This window comes from Herbaspirillum hiltneri N3, assembly GCF_001267925.1.
Classification (GTDB): domain Bacteria; phylum Pseudomonadota; class Gammaproteobacteria; order Burkholderiales; family Burkholderiaceae_D; genus Herbaspirillum; species Herbaspirillum hiltneri.
In genome coordinates, this window is sequence record NZ_CP011409.1 from 3,528,700 (window position 1) to 3,547,134 (window position 18,435).

14 protein-coding genes are annotated in these 18,435 nt (G+C 62.9%); 7 read left to right on the forward strand and 7 right to left on the reverse strand.

Annotation, left to right across the window (positions count from 1 at the left end):
• Positions 1-24: 24 nt before the first annotated feature.
• The gene (locus F506_RS16140) at positions 25-972 is read right to left on the reverse strand and encodes an AraC family transcriptional regulator (RefSeq protein WP_053199077.1); all 948 of its coding nucleotides are present in this window, start codon (positions 970-972) and stop codon (positions 25-27) included.
• Positions 953-2,401: an aldehyde dehydrogenase family protein gene (locus tag F506_RS16145; protein WP_053199079.1), complete on the reverse strand. Its 1,449-nt coding sequence runs from the start codon at positions 2,399-2,401 to the stop codon at positions 953-955. The genes F506_RS16140 and F506_RS16145 overlap by 20 nt, the downstream gene beginning before the upstream one ends.
• A 477-nt stretch (positions 2,402-2,878) precedes the next feature.
• On the opposite strand from F506_RS16145, the gene F506_RS16150 reads away from it, so the two are divergent.
• The 5 genes from F506_RS16150 to F506_RS16170 are packed head-to-tail and all read left to right on the forward strand — an operon-like array spanning position 2,879 to position 11,254.
• Positions 2,879-4,231, forward strand: a complete 1,353-nt coding sequence (locus F506_RS16150) for an MFS transporter (RefSeq protein ID WP_053199081.1) — start codon at positions 2,879-2,881, stop codon at positions 4,229-4,231.
• 13 nt (positions 4,232-4,244) lie between these two features.
• Positions 4,245-6,818 carry a nitrite reductase large subunit NirB gene (gene nirB / locus F506_RS16155; RefSeq protein WP_053199082.1) on the forward strand — a complete coding sequence of 858 codons (2,574 nt, stop codon included), beginning with the start codon at positions 4,245-4,247 and terminating at the stop codon, positions 6,816-6,818.
• A 20-nt stretch (positions 6,819-6,838) separates the two neighbouring features.
• Entirely contained in the window at positions 6,839-7,204 is a 366-nt protein-coding gene (gene nirD / locus F506_RS16160) for a nitrite reductase small subunit NirD (protein WP_053201719.1), read from the forward strand.
• Entirely contained in the window at positions 7,201-8,499 is a 1,299-nt protein-coding gene (locus F506_RS16165; protein WP_053199084.1) for an NAD(P)/FAD-dependent oxidoreductase, read from the forward strand. The genes nirD and F506_RS16165 overlap by 4 nt, the downstream gene beginning before the upstream one ends.
• Before the next feature lie 13 nt (positions 8,500-8,512).
• Positions 8,513-11,254 carry a nitrate reductase gene (locus F506_RS16170; protein ID WP_053199086.1) on the forward strand — a complete coding sequence of 914 codons (2,742 nt, stop codon included), beginning with the start codon at positions 8,513-8,515 and terminating at the stop codon, positions 11,252-11,254.
• Positions 11,255-11,308: 54 nt separating this feature from the next.
• Here the strand turns inward: F506_RS16170 and F506_RS16175 are convergent, their stop codons facing one another.
• Positions 11,309-11,512, reverse strand: coding sequence for a hypothetical protein (locus F506_RS16175; protein ID WP_053199088.1), 204 nt, complete (start codon positions 11,510-11,512; stop codon positions 11,309-11,311).
• Between the two features lie 24 nt (positions 11,513-11,536).
• A complete protein-coding gene (locus tag F506_RS23205; protein ID WP_144424073.1) occupies positions 11,537-11,716 on the reverse strand; it encodes a hypothetical protein in 180 nt (59 codons plus the stop codon).
• Between F506_RS23205 and F506_RS16180 the strand changes: the two genes are divergently transcribed.
• Positions 11,715-12,719 carry a 5'-methylthioadenosine/S-adenosylhomocysteine nucleosidase gene (locus F506_RS16180; RefSeq protein WP_053199089.1) on the forward strand — a complete coding sequence of 335 codons (1,005 nt, stop codon included), beginning with the start codon at positions 11,715-11,717 and terminating at the stop codon, positions 12,717-12,719. The two genes, F506_RS23205 and F506_RS16180, sit on opposite strands and share 2 nt — an antisense overlap.
• Positions 12,720-12,783: 64 nt before the next feature.
• Here the strand turns inward: F506_RS16180 and F506_RS16185 are convergent, their stop codons facing one another.
• The gene (locus tag F506_RS16185; protein ID WP_053199091.1) at positions 12,784-14,058 is read right to left on the reverse strand and encodes a glucarate dehydratase family protein; all 1,275 of its coding nucleotides are present in this window, start codon (positions 14,056-14,058) and stop codon (positions 12,784-12,786) included.
• Between the two features lie 26 nt (positions 14,059-14,084).
• Positions 14,085-15,404: an MFS transporter gene (locus F506_RS16190; protein WP_053199093.1), complete on the reverse strand. Its 1,320-nt coding sequence runs from the start codon at positions 15,402-15,404 to the stop codon at positions 14,085-14,087.
• 254 nt (positions 15,405-15,658) lie between these two features.
• Between F506_RS16190 and F506_RS16200 the strand changes: the two genes are divergently transcribed.
• Entirely contained in the window at positions 15,659-16,357 is a 699-nt protein-coding gene (locus F506_RS16200; RefSeq protein ID WP_053199097.1) for a GntR family transcriptional regulator, read from the forward strand.
• 34 nt (positions 16,358-16,391) lie between these two features.
• Here F506_RS16200 and F506_RS16205 read toward each other — a convergent pair whose 3' ends face one another.
• Positions 16,392-18,434, reverse strand: coding sequence for a putative bifunctional diguanylate cyclase/phosphodiesterase (locus tag F506_RS16205; protein ID WP_053199098.1), 2,043 nt, complete (start codon positions 18,432-18,434; stop codon positions 16,392-16,394).
• Position 18,435: the final 1 nt, after the last annotated feature.

Sequence of the window (18,435 nt, forward strand, 5' to 3'; positions counted from 1 at the left end):
CCTGGCGGCCGCTTTGCTTGCCGCCTATTCCACCACGTGCTGCCTGAGGTATTCGACGTCCTGCAACGGCGATGCGCCGAACAGGCGCCGGTATTCGCGGCTGAACTGCGACGGACTTTCGTAACCGACCTGATACGCCACCGTAGCGGCCTCGACGCCGCCGGCCATGAGCATGCGGCGTGCTTCCAGCAGGCGCGTCTGCTTCTGGTACTGCAGCGGGCTCATCACCGTGGTCGCCTTGAAGCGGTGATGCAGCGCCGACACGCTCATGCGCACCTGCCGGGCGAGCTTCTCGATCGACATCGGCTCGGCATAGTGCTGCTTGATCCACTGGATGGCGTCGTTGACGCCGCGCTCCTGATAGTGCGACAACACGGTGTGGTACAGCACGTCGCCGTTCTGCGCCGTGATCAGGCGATACATGATTTCCAACTTGAGGATGCGCGACATCGCCGCAATGTCCTGCGGCTTGTTCAACAGGCGGATCAGCCGCAAGAAAGCCTCCTGCAGCTCGGCACCCGATGCCTCCACGTAGGCGCCCACGCGGACGCCGCGTTTGGGCGGCGCGGGAATGTTGAGTTCAATGATGAAGGCGGCGATCTCCTTCGGATCGAGATCGATGCGCACGCCGTAGTACGGTGCCGCGTCATCCGCTTCCACGATCTGCCCGGAGACCGGCAAGTCGATTGCCGACAGCACATAGCTGCCGCTGCCATAGTCATTGACGTCCTTGCCGATCAGCACCTTCTTGCGGCCCTGAACCACCAGGCACATGGACGGCTGCAGCATGCCGCGGCTCAGATCCGTGGGCCGGCAAATGCGGATGAAGGAAAGATAGGGAATCGTGGTGGCAACGTCGCGCTGCGTGACCGGCACGTTCGCGAAATGCGCAGCCACCTCCGCCCGCAGCTGCGACAGCAGATCGGAAGAAGTGGATGGCGCGGCGAGGATGTCAGCGTTGGGTGTTTTCATGGACCGGGACATCGTAACCAATGATGGCTTTCGGTTCAACATAAGCTTCCAGGCCATAAGGACCGAATTCGCGGCCGATGCCGGATTGCTTGAAGCCGCCGAACGGCGCACGCGGTTCGTCATACAGGCCGTTGATGAAGACGCGCCCGGCGACGATCTGCGAGGCGACGCGATTGGCGCGTTCCCTATCGGCGCCGCTGACATAGCCATGCAAACCGTACACCGTGTCATTGGCAATGTCGATCGCTTCTTCTTCGGTACGGTAAGTCAGGATCGACAGCACCGGGCCGAAGATTTCTTCGCGGGCGATGCGCATGTCGTTGGTGACGTTGACGAAGACCGTTGGCTTGACGAAATAGCCATGGTCCATTCCTTCCGGATGCCCTTCGCCGCCGGTCAGCAATTCGGCGCCCTCTTCGATGCCGAGACGGATGTAGCTTTGCACGCGCTCGTATTGCTTTTGCGTGACCAGCGGACCGAGCATCGTGTCTTCGTCGCCGGGATGGCCGACCTTTATCGCCGCCACGGCCTTCCTGACCAGCATCTTCACCTCTTCCAGGCGCCGTTCCGGCACGATCAGGCGCGTCGCCGCCAGACAGGCCTGTCCGTTGTTGAAGTACGCAGCGGTCAGCGCCTGCGGAATCGCCGTCTCCAGATCGGCATCGTCGAGCAGGATGTTGGGCGACTTGCCGCCCAGTTCCAGCGTGACGCGCTTCATGGTATCGACCGCGCCGCGCGCGATCTGCTTGCCGACCGCGGTGGAACCGGTGAAGGAAATCTTGGCGATGTCGGGATGGTGCGTGATTTCGGCGCCGACGGTGTCGCCCCGGCCGGTGACGATATTGAACACGCCCGGCGGCAGGCCCGCTTCATGCAGGCATTGCGTCAGCAGGCGCGTCTGCATGGCGCTCAATTCGCTGGGCTTGATGACGGTGGTGCTGCCCGCCACCAGCGCGGTCGCCAGCTTGCTGCAGATGAAGCCGTAGTTGGCGTTCCATGGCGTGATCAGGCCGACCACGCCGAGCGGCTCCATGGTCACGCGGGCGGTACCGGCCTGGCGCACGAAGTCGAAAGTCTCCAGCAATTCGATCGCCAGCAGGAAGCTGTTGGCCGAACGCGCCACCGTGGCGCTGCACATGCGGCGCGTGCCGCCGTACTCGCGGATCATGACGTCGACCAGTTCCGGTGCGCGGCGCTGGACGGCGTCGTGCATGGCCTGCAGATAGGCGGCGCGCTCCTGCCTGCTGCTGCGCGACCAGGTCTTGTAGGCGGCCTTGGCGGCAGCGATGGCCTGGCGCGCGTCTTCTTCGTCGGCCAGGCGCGCAGCGCCGATGACGGTCTTGTCGGACGGATTGATCAGTTCCATCACCTCGGTTCCGTGCGGCTGGACAAAGCGGCCGTTGATGTAGATCTCGTTGATATGTTGCATGTCGACTCCTGTGAATGACGTGAGGCCATGGTAAGAGCCACGCCATCCGCAACGGTAGACCAATGCTGCCGCACGATTGCCTGATCCTGCAAAGCACAGGATTTTTGGTGCGACCATTTGCAATACGGCAAGTCTGCGCCCCCGCCAAGAGGGCGGTCCAAAAACGCCCGGTGCACCGCACCATTTACGGGCAGGCTGCACCGCGACACATCACAACATGACATATATGGTTGCAACGTATCCCCGTCCCGGCTCCCCGCAGACGCCCGCGAATCACCCCGCGATCCTTGTCCAGCCGGCGATTCAGACCTTCTGGCACAGGCTTTGCATATGTCCTCGCATGGATCAACGACGATCCACCGGTTTTCACTATTTTTAATGCCGATCTAAAGACGGATCTGCAGGACAACGGCGTCCGCTTAGCTTGGCATTCATGCCTTGTTGAGCGGGCGCCTTTTTGTTTTTAACGGGATAAAAATGGCCGCAACTCCTGACACTCAAAACAGCACCAGCAAGGCGAGCAAGATTCAGCTCTTTTCCCTCAGTTCGCCGCAGATGCGCGCCTTCCACCTGACCTGGATGGCCTTCTTCGTCTGCTTCTTCGCCTGGTTCGCCTGCGCGCCGCTGATGCCGGTCATCAAGGGCCAGCTCGGCCTGACCGTGCAGCAGATCGCCAACATCAACATCGCCGCCGTCGCCGTCACCATCCTGGTGCGCCTGGTGATCGGCCCGCTCTGCGACCGCTACGGTCCGCGCAAGGCCTACACCGGCCTGCTGCTGATCGGTGCGCTGCCGGTGATCGGTGTCGGCTTCGCGCAGACCTATGAAACTTTCCTGTTCTTCCGCCTGTGCATCGGCGCGGTCGGCGCCAGTTTCGTAATCACCCAATACCATACCTCGGTGATGTTCGCGCCCAACGTGGTGGGTACCGCCAATGCGGCGACCGCCGGCTGGGGCAATGCCGGGGGCGGTGTGGCGCAAGGCCTGATGCCGCTGCTGCTGGCCGCGATGCTGATGCTGGGCGTGGGCGACAACCTTGGCTGGCGCGTCGCGCTGCTGGTGCCGGGCCTTATGATGCTGGCGATGGCGGCAGTCTACTGGCACTTCACGCAGGATTGCCCGCAAGGCAACTTCGACGAACTGCGCGCCGCCGGCATCGTCATCGAAAGCGGCAAAAAAGGCGGCTGGGCGAGTTTTCGCGCCGCCAGCGCCAACTACCGCGTGTGGATGCTGTTCATCACCTACGGCGCCTGCTTCGGCGTGGAAATCTTCATCCACAACATCGCCGCCATCTATTACGTCGATCACTTCGGCCTGTCGTTGAAGAGCGCCGGCATCGCCGCCGCCAGCTTCGGTTTGCTGGCGCTGTTTGCACGCGCGCTGGGCGGCATCATCTCGGACAAGGTTGCCCGGGTCGGCGGTAGCGGCGGCCTCAACCGCCGCGCCACGCTGTTGTTCGTCATGATGCTCGGCGAAGGCCTCGGCCTGCTGTGGTTTGCCCATGCCGGCAGCGTCACGCTGGCAGTGATCGCGATGCTGTGCTTCGGCCTGTTCACCCACATGGCATGCGGCGCGACCTATGCGCTGGTGCCGTTCATCGATCGCAAGGCGCTGGGCGGCGTGGCCGGCATCATCGGCGCGGGCGGCAACGTCGGTGCGGTGCTGGCCGGCTTCCTGATGAAGGGACTGGGCGACACCCAGCAGACCCTGAGCATGCTCGGCGTGCTCGTGACGATCTCGGCGCTGTGCGCGGTCGCCGTGCGCTTCACCGCCAGCGACAAGAACGACGAGCCGGCACTGGCCGTCGGCGCCAACAATATTCCCGCCTGAGGAGAACCTGATCATGAACATCATCGTCATTGGCCACGGCATGGTCGGTCACAAATTCCTGGAGTCGCTGGCTGAAAGCGGCGCCGCCAACCTCAAAGTCACCGTACTGTGCGAAGAGCCGCGTCCGGCCTACGACCGCGTGCACCTGTCCGAATTCTTCGCCGGCAAATCCGCCGACGACTTGTCACTGGTTGCACCGGGCTTCTTCGACGCCGGCAAGAGCACCGTCGACTTCGACCTGAAGCTCAACGCCAAGGCGCAGAACATCGACATCACCGGCAAGACCGTCACGGTCAACATCAACGGCGCCGTGGAAACACTCGCCTATGACAAGCTGGTCATGGCCACGGGATCCTATCCTTTTGTCCCCACCGTCGCGGGCAACCAGCGCAAGGATTGTTTCGTCTACCGCACCATCGAAGACCTCGAAGCCATGCTTGAGTGCGGCAAGCGTTCCAAGACCGGCGTGGTGATCGGCGGCGGCCTGCTCGGCCTGGAATGCGCCAAAGCGCTGCGCGACATGAACCTGGAAACGCATGTGGTCGAATTCGCCCCGCGCCTCATGGCGGTGCAGGTCGACGAGAGCGGCGGCCGCATCCTGCGCCAGAAGATCCAGGATCTCGGCGTCACCGCCCACACGCAAAAGAACACGCTGGAAATCGTCGACGGCAAGACCGGCACGCATCGCATGAACTTCGAGGACGGCACCCACCTCGACACCGACATGATCGTATTCTCGGCCGGCATCCGTCCGCGCGACGAACTGGCGCGCGAGTCAGGCCTGAAGGTCGGCGACCGCGGCGGTATCGTGATCGACAACAGCTGCATCACCTCCGATCCCGACGTCTACGCCATCGGCGAATGCGCACTGTGGAACGGCAAGATCTTCGGCCTGGTGGCGCCCGGCTACGACATGGCGCGCACCGCTGCCAAGCACATGCTGGCACACCTGAATGACGCCGCCGAAGTGCAGCAATTCAACGGCGCCGACATGAGCACCAAGCTCAAACTGATGGGCGTGGACGTCGCCAGCATCGGCGACCCGCACGGCAAGGAAGCCGGCGCGCGCTCCTATCAGTTCACCGACGAACGCAAGCAGATCTACAAGAAGATCGTGGTCTCCGAATCGGGCAAGCACCTGCTCGGCGCGGTGATGGTCGGCGACGCCGCCGAATACGGCACGCTGCTGCAGATGATGCTCAACCGCATCGAACTGCCGGAATCGCCCGAGTTCCTGATCCTGCCGCAAGCCGACGGCAAGGCCAAGGTCGGCCTCGGCGTCGACGCCCTGCCCGACAGCGCACAGATCTGTTCATGCAACAACGTTTCCAAGGGACAGCTATGCGCAGCGGTGGCCTCGGGCGTGACCACCATCGGCGAACTCAAGAGCTGCACCAAGGCCGGCACCGCCTGCGGCGGCTGCGTGCCGCTGGTGACGCAGGTGATGAAGGCCGAGATGAAAAAACAAGGCCTGGCCGTCAACAACCACGTCTGCGAACACTTCCCTTACTCGCGCCAGGAGCTGCATCACCTGGTGCGCGTGAACAAGATCAAGAGCTTCGGCGACTTGCTGGCGCAGCATGGCAAGGGCCTCGGCTGCGACGTCTGCAAGCCGGTCGCGGCGAACATTCTGGCTTCCTGCTGGAATGATTTCGTGCTCAAGAAGGAACACGCCAGCCTGCAGGATTCTAACGACTACTTCCTCGGCAACATCCAGAAGGATGGCACGTACTCGGTGGTGCCACGGATGGCCGGCGGCGAAGTCACGCCGGACGGCCTGATCGCGGTCGGACAGGTCGCCAAGAAATACGGCCTCTACACCAAGATCACGGGCGGCCAGCGCGTCGACCTGTTCGGCGCCCGCGTCGAGCAATTGCCTGATATCTGGGAAGAACTGATCGCCGCCGGCTTTGAAACCGGCCACGCCTACGGCAAGTCGCTGCGCACGGTGAAATCCTGCGTCGGTTCGACCTGGTGCCGCTACGGCGTGGACGACAGCGTCGGCCTGGCAATCGAACTGGAAAACCGCTACAAGGGCCTGCGTTCGCCGCACAAGATCAAGTTCGGCGTGTCCGGCTGCACCCGCGAATGCGCCGAAGCGCAAGGCAAGGACGTCGGCATCATCGCCACTGAGAAAGGCTGGAACCTGTACGTCTGCGGCAACGGCGGCATGAAGCCGCGCCACGCCGAACTGATCGCCTCCGATCTCGACAAGGCGACCATGATCCGCTACATCGACCGCTTCCTGATGTTCTACGTGCGCACCGCCGACCGCCTGCAACGCACCAGCACCTGGCGCGACAACCTCGAAGGCGGTCTCGATTACCTGAAGAGCGTGGTCATCGACGACAAGCTGGCGATCGCCGCCGAACTGGAAGCCGACATGCAGCACGTGGTCGACACTTACGAATGCGAATGGAAGAAGGCCGTCACCGATCCGGAGACACGCAAGCGCTTCCGCCACTTCGTCAACAGCAAGGAAGCCGACCAGAACGTCAAGTTCGTCGACGAGCGCGGCCAGATTCGCCCGGCCACGGTTGCCGAGCGCAAGCTGATCGATATCCCTGTGGTGGCGGAAGCAATCTGACCTTGATGGAGAACATGAGCATGCACAGCGACCGACAACTCAATCATTGCGAACACTGGACCGAAGTCTGCGACATCGCCGACATCGTGCCCAACACCGGCGTCTGCGCGCTGATCGGCAGCGAACAGGTGGCGGTGTTCCATGTCATCGATGGCGCCCACAACGAGACGCGGGTGTTCGCCATCGGCAACTACGACCCGAATGCGGAAGCCTCGGTGCTGTCGCGCGGCCTGGTCGGCAGCATCGGCGAACGCATCGTGGTCGCTTCGCCGATCTACAAGCAGCACTTCGATCTGCAGACAGGCGAGTGCATTGAAGCACCCGAACATTCGGTCAGCGCCTACCCTGCGCGCGTCGAACACGGCAAGGTCTGGGTGGGCGCATGACGGTCGTTCCGGCACCTGCCGAGCTTCCAATCGCTTCTGCAAAGAAGCCGTCGCTGGTCGTGATCGGCAACGGCATGGCCGGCATGCGCACGGTCGAAGAACTGTTGAAGCTGGCGCCGGACCTCTACGACATCACCGTCTTCGGCGCCGAGCCGCACGGCAATTACAACCGCATCCTGCTGTCGCCGGTGCTGGCGGGCGACAAGAGCATCGACGACATCATGCTCAACACGCGCGACTGGTACGTGCAGAACAACATCACGCTGCATGCCGGCGATCCGGTCGAGCGGATCGATCGCCGCCGCCGCATCGTGCGCTCGCAAGCCGGCATCGAGATCGAATACGACCGCCTGCTGCTGGCGACCGGCTCCAAGCCGTTCATCATCCCGGTACCGGGCCATGAACTGCCGGGCGTGATCGCCTTCCGCGACATTCAGGACGTCCAGACGATGCTCGACGCGGCGCGCAACCATCGCCATGCGGTAGTGATCGGCGGCGGCCTGCTCGGCCTGGAGGCGGCCAACGGCCTGCTCCGCCAAGGCATGGATGTGACCGTGGTGCATGTCACCGACAGCCTCATGAACCAGCAACTCGACAAGCCTGCCGCTGCTCTGCTCAAAAAGGCGCTGGAGATGAAGGGCCTGCGCTTCCTGCTCAATGCGCAGACCGACGCAATCGTCGGACCAGATCGCGTCACGGCAGTGCGTTTCAAGGATGGCTCGGAGATTCCGGCGGACCTGGTCGTGATGACTGCCGGCGTGCGCCCCAACATCAGCCTGGCCAAGGATGCCGGCTTGCATTGCGATCGCGCCATCGTGGTCGACGATACGCTGCAGACTTACGACCCGCGCATCTACGCCGTCGGCGAATGCGTGCAGCACCGCAAGGCCACCTTTGGCCTGGTGGCGCCGATCTGGGACCAGGCGCGCGTGTGCGGCGCCCATCTGGCCGGCGCCGGACATCGCCGCTACGTGCAGCAAGCGACCGCCACCAAGCTCAAGGTCACCGGTGTCGATCTGTATTCGGCGGGCGACTTCATCGGCGCCGAAGACACCGAAGACCTGGTGCTGCGCGATCCGCGCCGCGGCATTTACAAGCGGCTGGTGCTGCAAGGCAGCCGGCTGATCGGTGCGGTACTGTACGGTGACGTCAAGGATGGCCCGTGGTACTTCGACCTGATCCAGAAAGGCGGCGACATTTCCGCCATCCGTCATCAACTGCTGTTCGGTCAGGCCATCTCCGGCCAGACTCAGAGTGATACTCAACGTCAGACGAAAACCATCCAGGCAGCCTGACCAGGAAACTATCGTGAACCTCTCTCAAGCTCCGCTTTCGACCGTCGGCACCAAGACTACCTGCCCCTATTGCGGCGTCGGCTGCGGCGTGCGCGCCGCCATGCAGGCCGACGGTGTCATCGCCGTCACGGGCGACGAACTGCATCCGGCCAACAAGGGCCGCCTGTGCGTCAAGGGTTCGGCGCTGGGGGAAACGGTCGACCTGGACGGCCGCCTGCTGCATCCGAAAGTGCGCGACGCCGACGGCGCATTGCAGCGCGTAAGCTGGGACGCTGCGCTCGACAAGGTCGCCGGCGGTTTGCGCGATATCATCGACCGCCACGGTCCGGATTCGGTCGCGCTGTATGTCTCCGGCCAGCTGCTGACCGAGGACTACTACATCGCCAACAAGCTCATGAAGGGCTACGTCGGCAGCGCCAACATCGACACCAATTCGCGCCTGTGCATGTCGTCAGCCGTGGCCGGCCACAAGCGCGCGTTCGGCGAAGACCTGGTGCCCGTCAGCTACGAAGATCTGGAATTGGCCGACATGGTGGTGCTGGTCGGCTCCAACACGGCGTGGTGCCACCCCATCCTGTTCCAGCGCATCGCCAAAGCCAAGGAAAACCGGCCGGAGATGAAGCTGATCGTCATCGATCCGCGCCGCACGGCCACCTGCGAGCTGGCCGACATGCACTTGCCGGTCAAGGCCGGCACTGACGTCTGGCTGTTCAACGGACTGATGAGTTTCCTTGCGCATCGCGGCGCGCGCGACAACGCTTTCGTCGACGCCCACACCAGCGGCCTCGGCGAAGCGCTGGCGATTGCCGATGCGGACTGCGCCGATCCGCACGAAGTCGCGCGCATCTGCAAGGTCGACGTCAACGACCTGCTGGCCTTCTACCAGTTGTTCGCCGATACCGAGAAAGTCATCACCGGATTTTCGATGGGCGTGAACCAGTCAAGCGCCGGCACCGACAAGGTCAACAGCATCATCAACTGCCATCTGATCAGCGGCCGCATCGGCAAGCCCGGCATGGGTCCGTTCTCGATCACCGGCCAGCCCAACGCCATGGGCGGACGCGAAGTCGGCGGCCTGGCCAACATGCTGGCGGCGCACATGGATCTGGACAATGCCCTGCATCGCGACACGGTGCAGACCTTCTGGGGCTCACCGCACATGGCGGACAAGCCGGGCCTGAAAGCGGTCGACCTGTTCAACGCGATCGAAGCCGGCCGCATCAAGGCGGTCTGGATCATGGCGACCAATCCCATGGTCAGCATGCCCGACGCCAACGTGGTCCAGCGCGCACTGTCGAAGTGCGAACTGGTGGTCGCCTCCGACATCGTTGAAGGCACCGACACCAACGCCTTCGCACACGTGCTGCTGCCCGCGCTGGGCTGGGGCGAGAAAGACGGTACCGTCACCAACTCCGAGCGCCGCATCTCGCGCCAGCGCGCCTTCCTGACGGCGCCGGGCGAAGCGCGTCCGGACTGGCAGATCATCTGCGACGTCGCCATCCGCATGGGCTATCGCGGCTTCGACTTCGCCGGCGTGCATGCCGTCTTCGACGAACACGCGCGCCTGAGCAGCTACCGCAACGGCCCGCCGCAGATCGCCGGCAACAGCATGCGCGTGTTCAATCTCGACGGCCTGACCGGCATGAGCAAACAGCAGTTCGACCAGTTGCAGCCGATCCAGTGGCCCGTGACGCGCGACAAACATAGCGGCGATGTCACCGGCACTGCGCGCCTGTTCGGCAATCAGCGCTATGCACATGCCGACGGCAAGGCGCGCTTCGTGGCGACGCCGCCGCGCGGTCCGGCGCATCTGCCCGATGAAGAATTCCCGCTGACGCTCAACACGGGCCGCGTGCGCGACCAGTGGCACACCATGACGCGCACCGGCAAATCGGCGCGCCTGGCGGACCACGTGCCGGAATCCTTCATCGACATGCATCCGCAAGATGCGTTGCGTTACGGCGTGCGCGAAGGCAGCCTGGCGCGCATCAGCTCGCGCTGGGGCGCGATGGTGGCGCGCGTACAGCACAGCGGCGGCATCGCGCGCGGCAGCGTGTTCGTGCCTATCCACTGGAGCAACCAGACCGCCTCCGACGCGCGGGTGGGGGCCCTGGTCAATCCGGTGGTCGATCCGCTATCGGGAGAACCCGAGTTCAAGCACACGCCGGTCAGCATCGAAGAATTCGGCGTGTCCTGGCATGGTTTCATCCTCAGCCGCAAGACGCTGGCGCTCGATGAAATCACGCACTGGACGCGCATCCAGGGCCGCGACTTCGCGCGCTACGAACTGGCCGGCCGCAGCACCATCGCCGACCACAGCGCCTGGGCGCGCAAGCTGCTCGGCGTGCATGACATCGAGGCCGACTGGCTCGAATACGAAGACCGCACCGCCGGCGTCTATCGCGCGGTGCATGTCGAGAATGAGCGCATCGACATGTGCATCTTCCTGTCCAAACGCCCCGACCTGCCCTCGCGCGCCTGGCTGGCGAGTCTGTTCGACAAGGAGCAGCTGGAAGAAGCCGACCGCGTCGGCCTGCTGATCGGCCAGCCGATCGAGAAAGGCGCCGACACCGGCCCGACCGTGTGCTCGTGCTTCGGCGTGGGCCGCAACACGATCTGCAGTGCGGTGCGTGAACAGGGATTGAAGACGGTTGCGGAAGTCACCGCCTGCCTCAAGGCAGGCGGCAACTGCGGCTCTTGCGTGCCGGAGATCAAGAAGTTGCTGGTGGAGACGCGGGCGGAGGAGACGGCCTGAGTTGCGGGAGGAGAAGCGCTACGGTCCTCTCGCCGAAGAAAGAAATTCCGCCGCTCAGCCGGCCGGCCGCGAAGTGACGACGATCGGCGCCGGGCTTTCGCCCTCGGTCTGTTCCAGCGACTGGCGGTAGCGCGCAGAGCGTTCCATGTTGATCTGGTACTGCTCCTCTGCATGGCGGTAAGCCAGTTGCTCGGCGGGTGAGCGGCTGCAGCCGCTGATGGCGAGGGTGCACAGGATCAAAAGCAGGAACGGCCGCATGAATGTCTCCGAGGGGGATTTATCTTATTTCTTTGCGGCAATCATATACCCAATATAGCCAACAGGCAATTTTTCGGTTGAACAAGCACCGCCGCAAGCCGCGCCCACATTGACATTCAGACAACCCTGGCTAATTTCCGGGTTCTTCGGCATGCTCTGGCTTGCCTGTCTCACCAGACTCCCCCCTGCAAAAGGAATATCCATGAACAGACTTGCCTGTGCGCTGCTGGCGCTTGCCGCCTTGCTCACTACCGGCGCCGCCCACGCCGAACGGAAGCGCTGCCTCAGCGACTGCAAGCCGCGCATCGGCATCGTGTCTGCATTCGGCGCCGAGGCCGACATCCTGCTTGAGCAGACCCAAGGGAAACGCGACTGGCGCATCAACGGCAATCGCTTCACGACCGGCGTATTGCGCGGCAATCCGGTGGTCATCGTGCTCAGCGGCGTGAGCATGGTCAACGCCACGATGGTCACGCAGCTGATGCTCGATCATTTCCATGTGGAGCGTCTGCTCATGAGCGGCATTGCCGGTGGCGTGAATCCCGCAAATCATGTTGGGGACGTGGTGGCGCCTGCCACCTGGGCAATGCCGATGGAGGTGTATTGGAATGGCGACGGCAGCCTGCCGGCCGCATGCGGCAACGCCGGCGACGTCGCTTGCCTGGGATTGAAGCTGGCGACGGACAATGGCCAGGCGCGTCCGGACTACCGGTTCGATACGCCCGGCGGCAAAGTCAGCAGCGGGATGTTCATGCGCGACAGTTTCGTGATGAGCGCAGCCACTGCGCCAGGCGGCGAATTCCGTTTCGAGTTCCAGGCCGATGCGCAGATGCTCGCGCTGGCCCGCACCCTCCAACCCGCGTTGGCGACGTGCGGCCCCAAAAATCCGGCGCTGTGCGTGAGCACGCAGCCGGCATTGAAAGTCGGCGGACGCGGGATCTCCGGCACGGCCTTCCTGGCCAATGCCGGCTATCGCACTTATCTGTATGAGACACTGCAGGCGCAGCTGGTGGATATGGAAACCGCCGCCTTTGCGCAGGTGGCGTATGCAAACGGCGTGCCGTTCATCGCGTTCCGCAGCGTCTCCGATCTGGCCGGCGGCAACGACTTCAAAGATGTCGGCGCCTTCTTCGGCAGCGGCCTGGCCGAGACCAACGAGGCGAAGGTGACGCTGGTGTTTCTGGAGGCGTGGAAGCGGCGGCGCTGAGGCTGCTTGCCGCGGCTTCAGAGGTGTGATCCCCTCACACCGTCCGACTGAAACATTTCTCCGCTCAGAACCTCGGCTTGACGGTTTTCCAGTCCGGTTTGTACTTGCGCATCTGCCGCACGTCATCGCGTGACCGGATGCCGCAGCTCAGGTAGAGGTCGTGCAACTTGGCCAACTGATCGCGATCGAGCTCCACGCCGAGGCCGGGCGCGCGCGTGATGCCGACACAGCCGTTGCGGATCGACAGCTTGCCGCCCTTGATGACTTCTTCGTCGGCCTCCTGCCACGGATAGTGGGTGTCGCAGGCGTAGGACAGATTCGGCACCGCTGCGGCCACATGCGACATCGCCATCAGGCTGATGCCGAGGTGGGAATTCGAATGCATCGACACGCCCAGCCCGAAGGTGTCGCACATCAGCGCCAGCATCTGCGTGTCGCGCAAGCCGCCCCAGTAATGGTGATCGGCCAGCACGATCTGCACGCTGTTCTGCGCGACGCTGCGGCGGAATTCGTCGAAGTCGGTCACCACCATGTTGGTTGCCAGCGGCAGGCCGGTGCGTCGGTGCAATTCGGCCATGCCCTCCAGACCTGGGGTCGGATCTTCGTAGTACTGCAAATCGTCGCCGAGCAGCTCCGCCATGCGCACCGCCGTCTCCAGCGACCAGTTGCCGTTGGGGTCGATGCGCAGCGGCGCATCGGGGAAGGCTTTTTTCAGCGCCTTGATGCAGGCGACTTCATGTTCCGGATCGAGTGCGCCGGCCTTGAGCTTGATGCTCTTGAAACCGTTTTCATCGATCATCCGGCGCGCCTGGGCGACGATCTGCTCCTCGCTCAGCGCCTCGCCCCAGCTATCCGGCTCATAAGGGCTGTCGATGTGCTCCGCATACTTGAAAAACAGATAGGCGCTGAACGGAATCTCGGTGCGCACCGCGCCGCCCAGCAAGTCGACCAGCGGCACGTTGAGGTAACGCGCCTGAGCATCGAGCAAGGCGACTTCGAATGCTGAGTAGGCATTACTCACGGCTTTACTGGCATGCGAACCGGGCGCCAGTTCGGCGCCACTATTTCCTGCCGGCGCCATGCCTGCAACAGTGGATTTGACGATGGCACGCAGGCGATTGAGGTTGAACGGATCGAGGCCGATCAGTTGCGTTTTTACCTTGTCCAGCACGGCCAGCGCTGCGGCGTCGCCGTAGCTTTCGCCGAGGCCGAAGTGACCGTTGTCGGTTTCCACTTCGATGATGGAACGCAAGGCGTAGGGCTCGTGGATGCCGCTGGCGTTGAGCAGAGGTGCATCCTTGAATGCAATCGGTGTGACGGTGACGCGGGTGATTTTCATGTCTTTTTCCGGGTATCAGCAATGAGTTATTTGTTGCCGGCGATCGCTGCGGAGTGCGCCGTGGTGCGGGCAAAGAACACCACAATCGCCGCCACCACGGAAGTCGCCGCCAGGGCATACAGGCCGCCCTGGATCGAGCCGGTTTTCTGCTCGAGGAAGCCGAAGGTCGTCGGCGCGACAAAGCCGCCGAGGTTGCCGAGCGAGTTGATCAGCGCGATCACCGCGGCAGCGATGCGCGCGTCGAGATACGACTGCGGGATCGGCCAGAACAGCGAGGAAGCCGCCTTGAATCCCACCGCCGCAAAACAGATCGAGACGAACGCGAACACCGGTCCGCCGAAGGTCGACACATACATGCCGATGGCCGCGATAATCAGCGCCGCCGCGGCCCAGGCTTGCTGGAACTTGAAGCGCGCCGCCAGGCTGGCGAACAGGTACATGGCGATGATCGAGATGATCCACGGGATCGAGTTGAACAGGCCGACCTGGAAGTCCGAATACGCGCCCATCTTGCGAATGATGCTGGGCAGCCAGAAGGTCGCGCCGTAGATGGTCAGCGAGATCGAAAAATAGATGAAGCAGAAGATCACGATCTGGCTGTCGCGCAGCAGCGTCCAGGCGGAGATGTGAGCGGGCTTCGTCTTCTCGCGCTCGGCCTGTTCGGCGGCGATGGCGTTGCCGATGAGATCGCGTTCGCTCTGCGTCAGCCACTTGGCGTCAGCCGGTCGCGAGTCGAGCCAGAACCAGACGAAGCCGCACAGCGCCACCGACGCCAGGCCTTCAATGATGAACATCCATTGCCAGCCGTGCAGGCCGCCGCCTTCGATCTGCAGCAGCGCACCGGAAATCGGTCCCGACAGGATCGACGCCAGCGCGGAGCCGCTCAGGAAGATCGCCATCGCCTTGCCGCGCTCGCCGTTGGGCAGCCATTGCGTGAAGTAATAGATCACGCCGGGGAAGAAGCCGGCTTCCGCCACGCCGAGCAGGAAGCGCAGCACGTAGAACGACGTCTCGCCCTGCACGAAGGCCATTGCGGTGGCGGCGATACCCCAGGTCAGCATGATGCGCGTGAGCCAGGCTTTGGCGCCGTACTTTTGCAGCAGCATGTTGGACGGCACTTCAAAGATGGCGTAGCCGACGAAGAACAAGCCCGCGCCCAGACCGTACGCGGCGGTGCCGATTCCGATGTCGGCGGCCAGGTGCGTGCGCACGAAGCCGATGTTGACGCGGTCGATGTAATTGACGATGAACATGATCACGAACAGCGGCAACACACGCTGCTTGATCCTGGATACCGCCCTGTCGAGCGGCGACAATGCCCGCCCTGCTGCCTGCGCTGTAGTCACTGCTTGTCTCCTGCGGTTTTTATCGAAGAAAGAGCGTTTCCCTTTCAATCAAAACATTAAAACACTAATATATTAGTGTGTCAATGCGATCCAATTGCTTTATCATGCCGATAACAAAGGAGATTGCGCGGCTATCGTGCCTTATCTTTTGCATGCTTGTCGCCATCGGTCCGGATATCTCCCCGTTGATCGACATGCGTAGCGCTCCGATTTCTTTCCACTTATTGTTTTCGACGTACCGGATTCCGATTGCCATGAATAGCCTTTCGCCAGTGCCGCAACATCAGCTCGACCGCTCGCGCCATGCCGCGCCGCAGGTATTCGAACGCCTGCGCGAAGCCATCATCACGATGCAGCTAACGCCCGGCACCGTCCTCTCGCGCGCCGAGCTGGCCTTGCAGTTCGGCCTGAGCCAGACGCCGATACGCGACGCCCTGATGAAGCTGGGTGAAGAAGGCCTGGTGGATATTTTTCCGCAGCATGCGACCGTGGTGCGCGCGGTGGATATTGCGATGGCGCGGCAGGCGCATTTCCTGCGCCGTTCGATTGAACTGGAAATCGTCCATACCCTGGCGGCCGCGCCCAACCCGGCCCTGATTGCCCGGCTGCGGGCCAGCATCGCGAAGCAAACGCTGCTGGCCGACAGCGAGGATTACAGCGAATTCGTCGAAGCCGATCAGGCCTTCCATCGCCAGATGTACGAAGCCGCGAACATCCCCGATCTGTGGACCATGGTACGCCGGCACAGCGGCCACCTGGACCGGCTGCGCGCGCTGCACGTGCCGATTCCCGGCAAGGCGCGCGCGGTGCTGCGCGATCACGCCGCGATCGTCGAGGCTATCGCGGCAGGCGATCCGGTTGCCGCGCAGGAGGCCTTGCGCGCGCATCTGTCCAATACCCTGTCGCATCTGGACGATATCCGGGAGCGCTTTCCGCATTACCTGAAAGATTGAGACCGAAGAGTTTTACTGCGGGAGATGAGCTGCGTTACACGACGGCGGAGAACTTGCGGCCCTCCGTCAGCATGAGATGGAAATCCGCAGCCGGGACCGGACGCGAGAACAGGTAGCCTTGCAATTCGTTGCAGCCGGCCTCCTTGAGGAAATTGAACTGCGCCATGTTCTCCACGCCTTCGGCGATGACCTTGTGGCGCAACTGCTTGGCGATGCCGATGATGGCGCTGGCGATGGCGCAATCGTTGGTGTCGCCGGGGATGCCGGTGGTGAATGAACGGTCGATCTTGAGCGTGTTGATCGGAAAACGCTTGAGGTAGGACAGGCTCGAATAGCCGGTGCCGAAATCGTCGAGCGAAATCGTCACGCCGAGCAGGCAGACTTTCTCCATGATTGAAATCACGCGATCGGTGCTGTGCATCAGCATGCTTTCGGTGATCTCCAGCTCCAGCCATTCGCCGGTCAACTGATGGCGGCTCAGCGCCGCCCTGACGCGGTCCGGCAACGACCGCGTGAATTCGCGCGCCGTCACGTTGATGGCGATGCGGATCGGCTCCAGGCCGGCTTCCTTCCACTGGCGTGCCTGCGCGCACGCGGCTTCGAGCACCCAGTCGCTGAGCTGGACGATAAGGCCGGTCTCTTCCGCAATCGGGATGAAGTCGCCCGGCGCCAGCAGGCCGCGCTCGGGATGCTGCCAGCGCACCAGCGCTTCGGCGCCGGTGATGTGGCCTTGGGCGAAGTCGATCTTGGGCTGGTAGTACAGCAGCAATTCGTTGTACTCGAAGGCGTGCAGCAAGCCGGTTTCGATGCGCAGCAAATCCAGCGTGTTGCGGTTCATCTCTTCGCTGTAGTACGCGTAGCCGCCTTCATTGTTTTCACCACCTTGCTTGGCGCGGTACATGGCGATGTCGGCCAGGCGCAGCAGGGTTTCGGTGTCGGCGGCGTCTTGCGGATACATGCTGATGCCGATGCTGGCGCCGACGCGCAGTTCATGGCCGTCGATGAAGAACGGTTCGTCGAACAGCGCGATCAGTTTTTGTGCGACGAAGCCGGCGTGGTAATCCTTGTCGATGTCGAACAGCGCGATGGCGAATTCATCGGCGCCCAGGCGCGCCACCACATCTTCATCGCGCAAGGCCTTGCGCAGGCGGATGGCGACTTCGACCAGCAGCATGTCGCCGGCGACATGGCCGAGCGTGTCGTTGATCGGCTTGAAGCGGTTCAGGTCGATGAACATGATGCAGCCGTAGATATTGTCCTGCTGCGCGGCCAGCAGCGCCTGATCGACCGTGCGCGTGAGCAGCGTGCGGTTGGGCAGGCCGGTCAGCGAGTCGTAATACGCCAGGTGATGGATCAGCTTTTCTGCGTTCTTGCGTTCGGTGATGTCGTTGAGGTAGCCGATCATGCCGATCGGCTGGCCGTGCTGGTCGCGCATGACCGACAGCGACAAGCTGGCCCAGAAGGCTTCGCCCGACTTCTTGCGGCGGCGCACTTCCATCTCGCGCCCGCCCTGTGCCAGGAACACGTCGTTGAGCGAGGTGTCATCCTCGTCTTCGTTCTCATACAGGAACAACACGTTGCGGCCGATCGCCTCGATCGCGGTATAGCCGAATAATTGCTCGGCGCCGCGATTCCAGCTGGTGATGAAACCGGCCTGGTCCATCGTGATCACCGACTCGTGCATCTGATTGAGGATCTGCGCCTGCTGCTCGAGCTTGGATTCGATCTGGTCGAGGGCGCGGCTGCGCTTTTCGGTGTCGGCGCGATTTTGCAGCAGGCGGCCGGTCAGCGCGGCAAACGACGCCAGGCGCCCTGCTTCGGCTTCAGTGTAGCTATCGGCGGGCTCGGGAAAGATGTAGTGACCATAGCTCAGGCCCTCGTGCGCCACCGACTGCATCAGCTGCTGCGTATCGAGCGCATTGGCGATGTCGGAAAAATAACGGCCGCCCGGGCGGCCGAGGAAACTCGATACGATATTGCTTAACGCCTCATGCAACGCAATGCCTTCGAGGCCCAGCACCGCATCAAGCAGTGCCGAGCAGCAGGCCAGATCGTTGCTGCTGAGCGTGGCGATCATC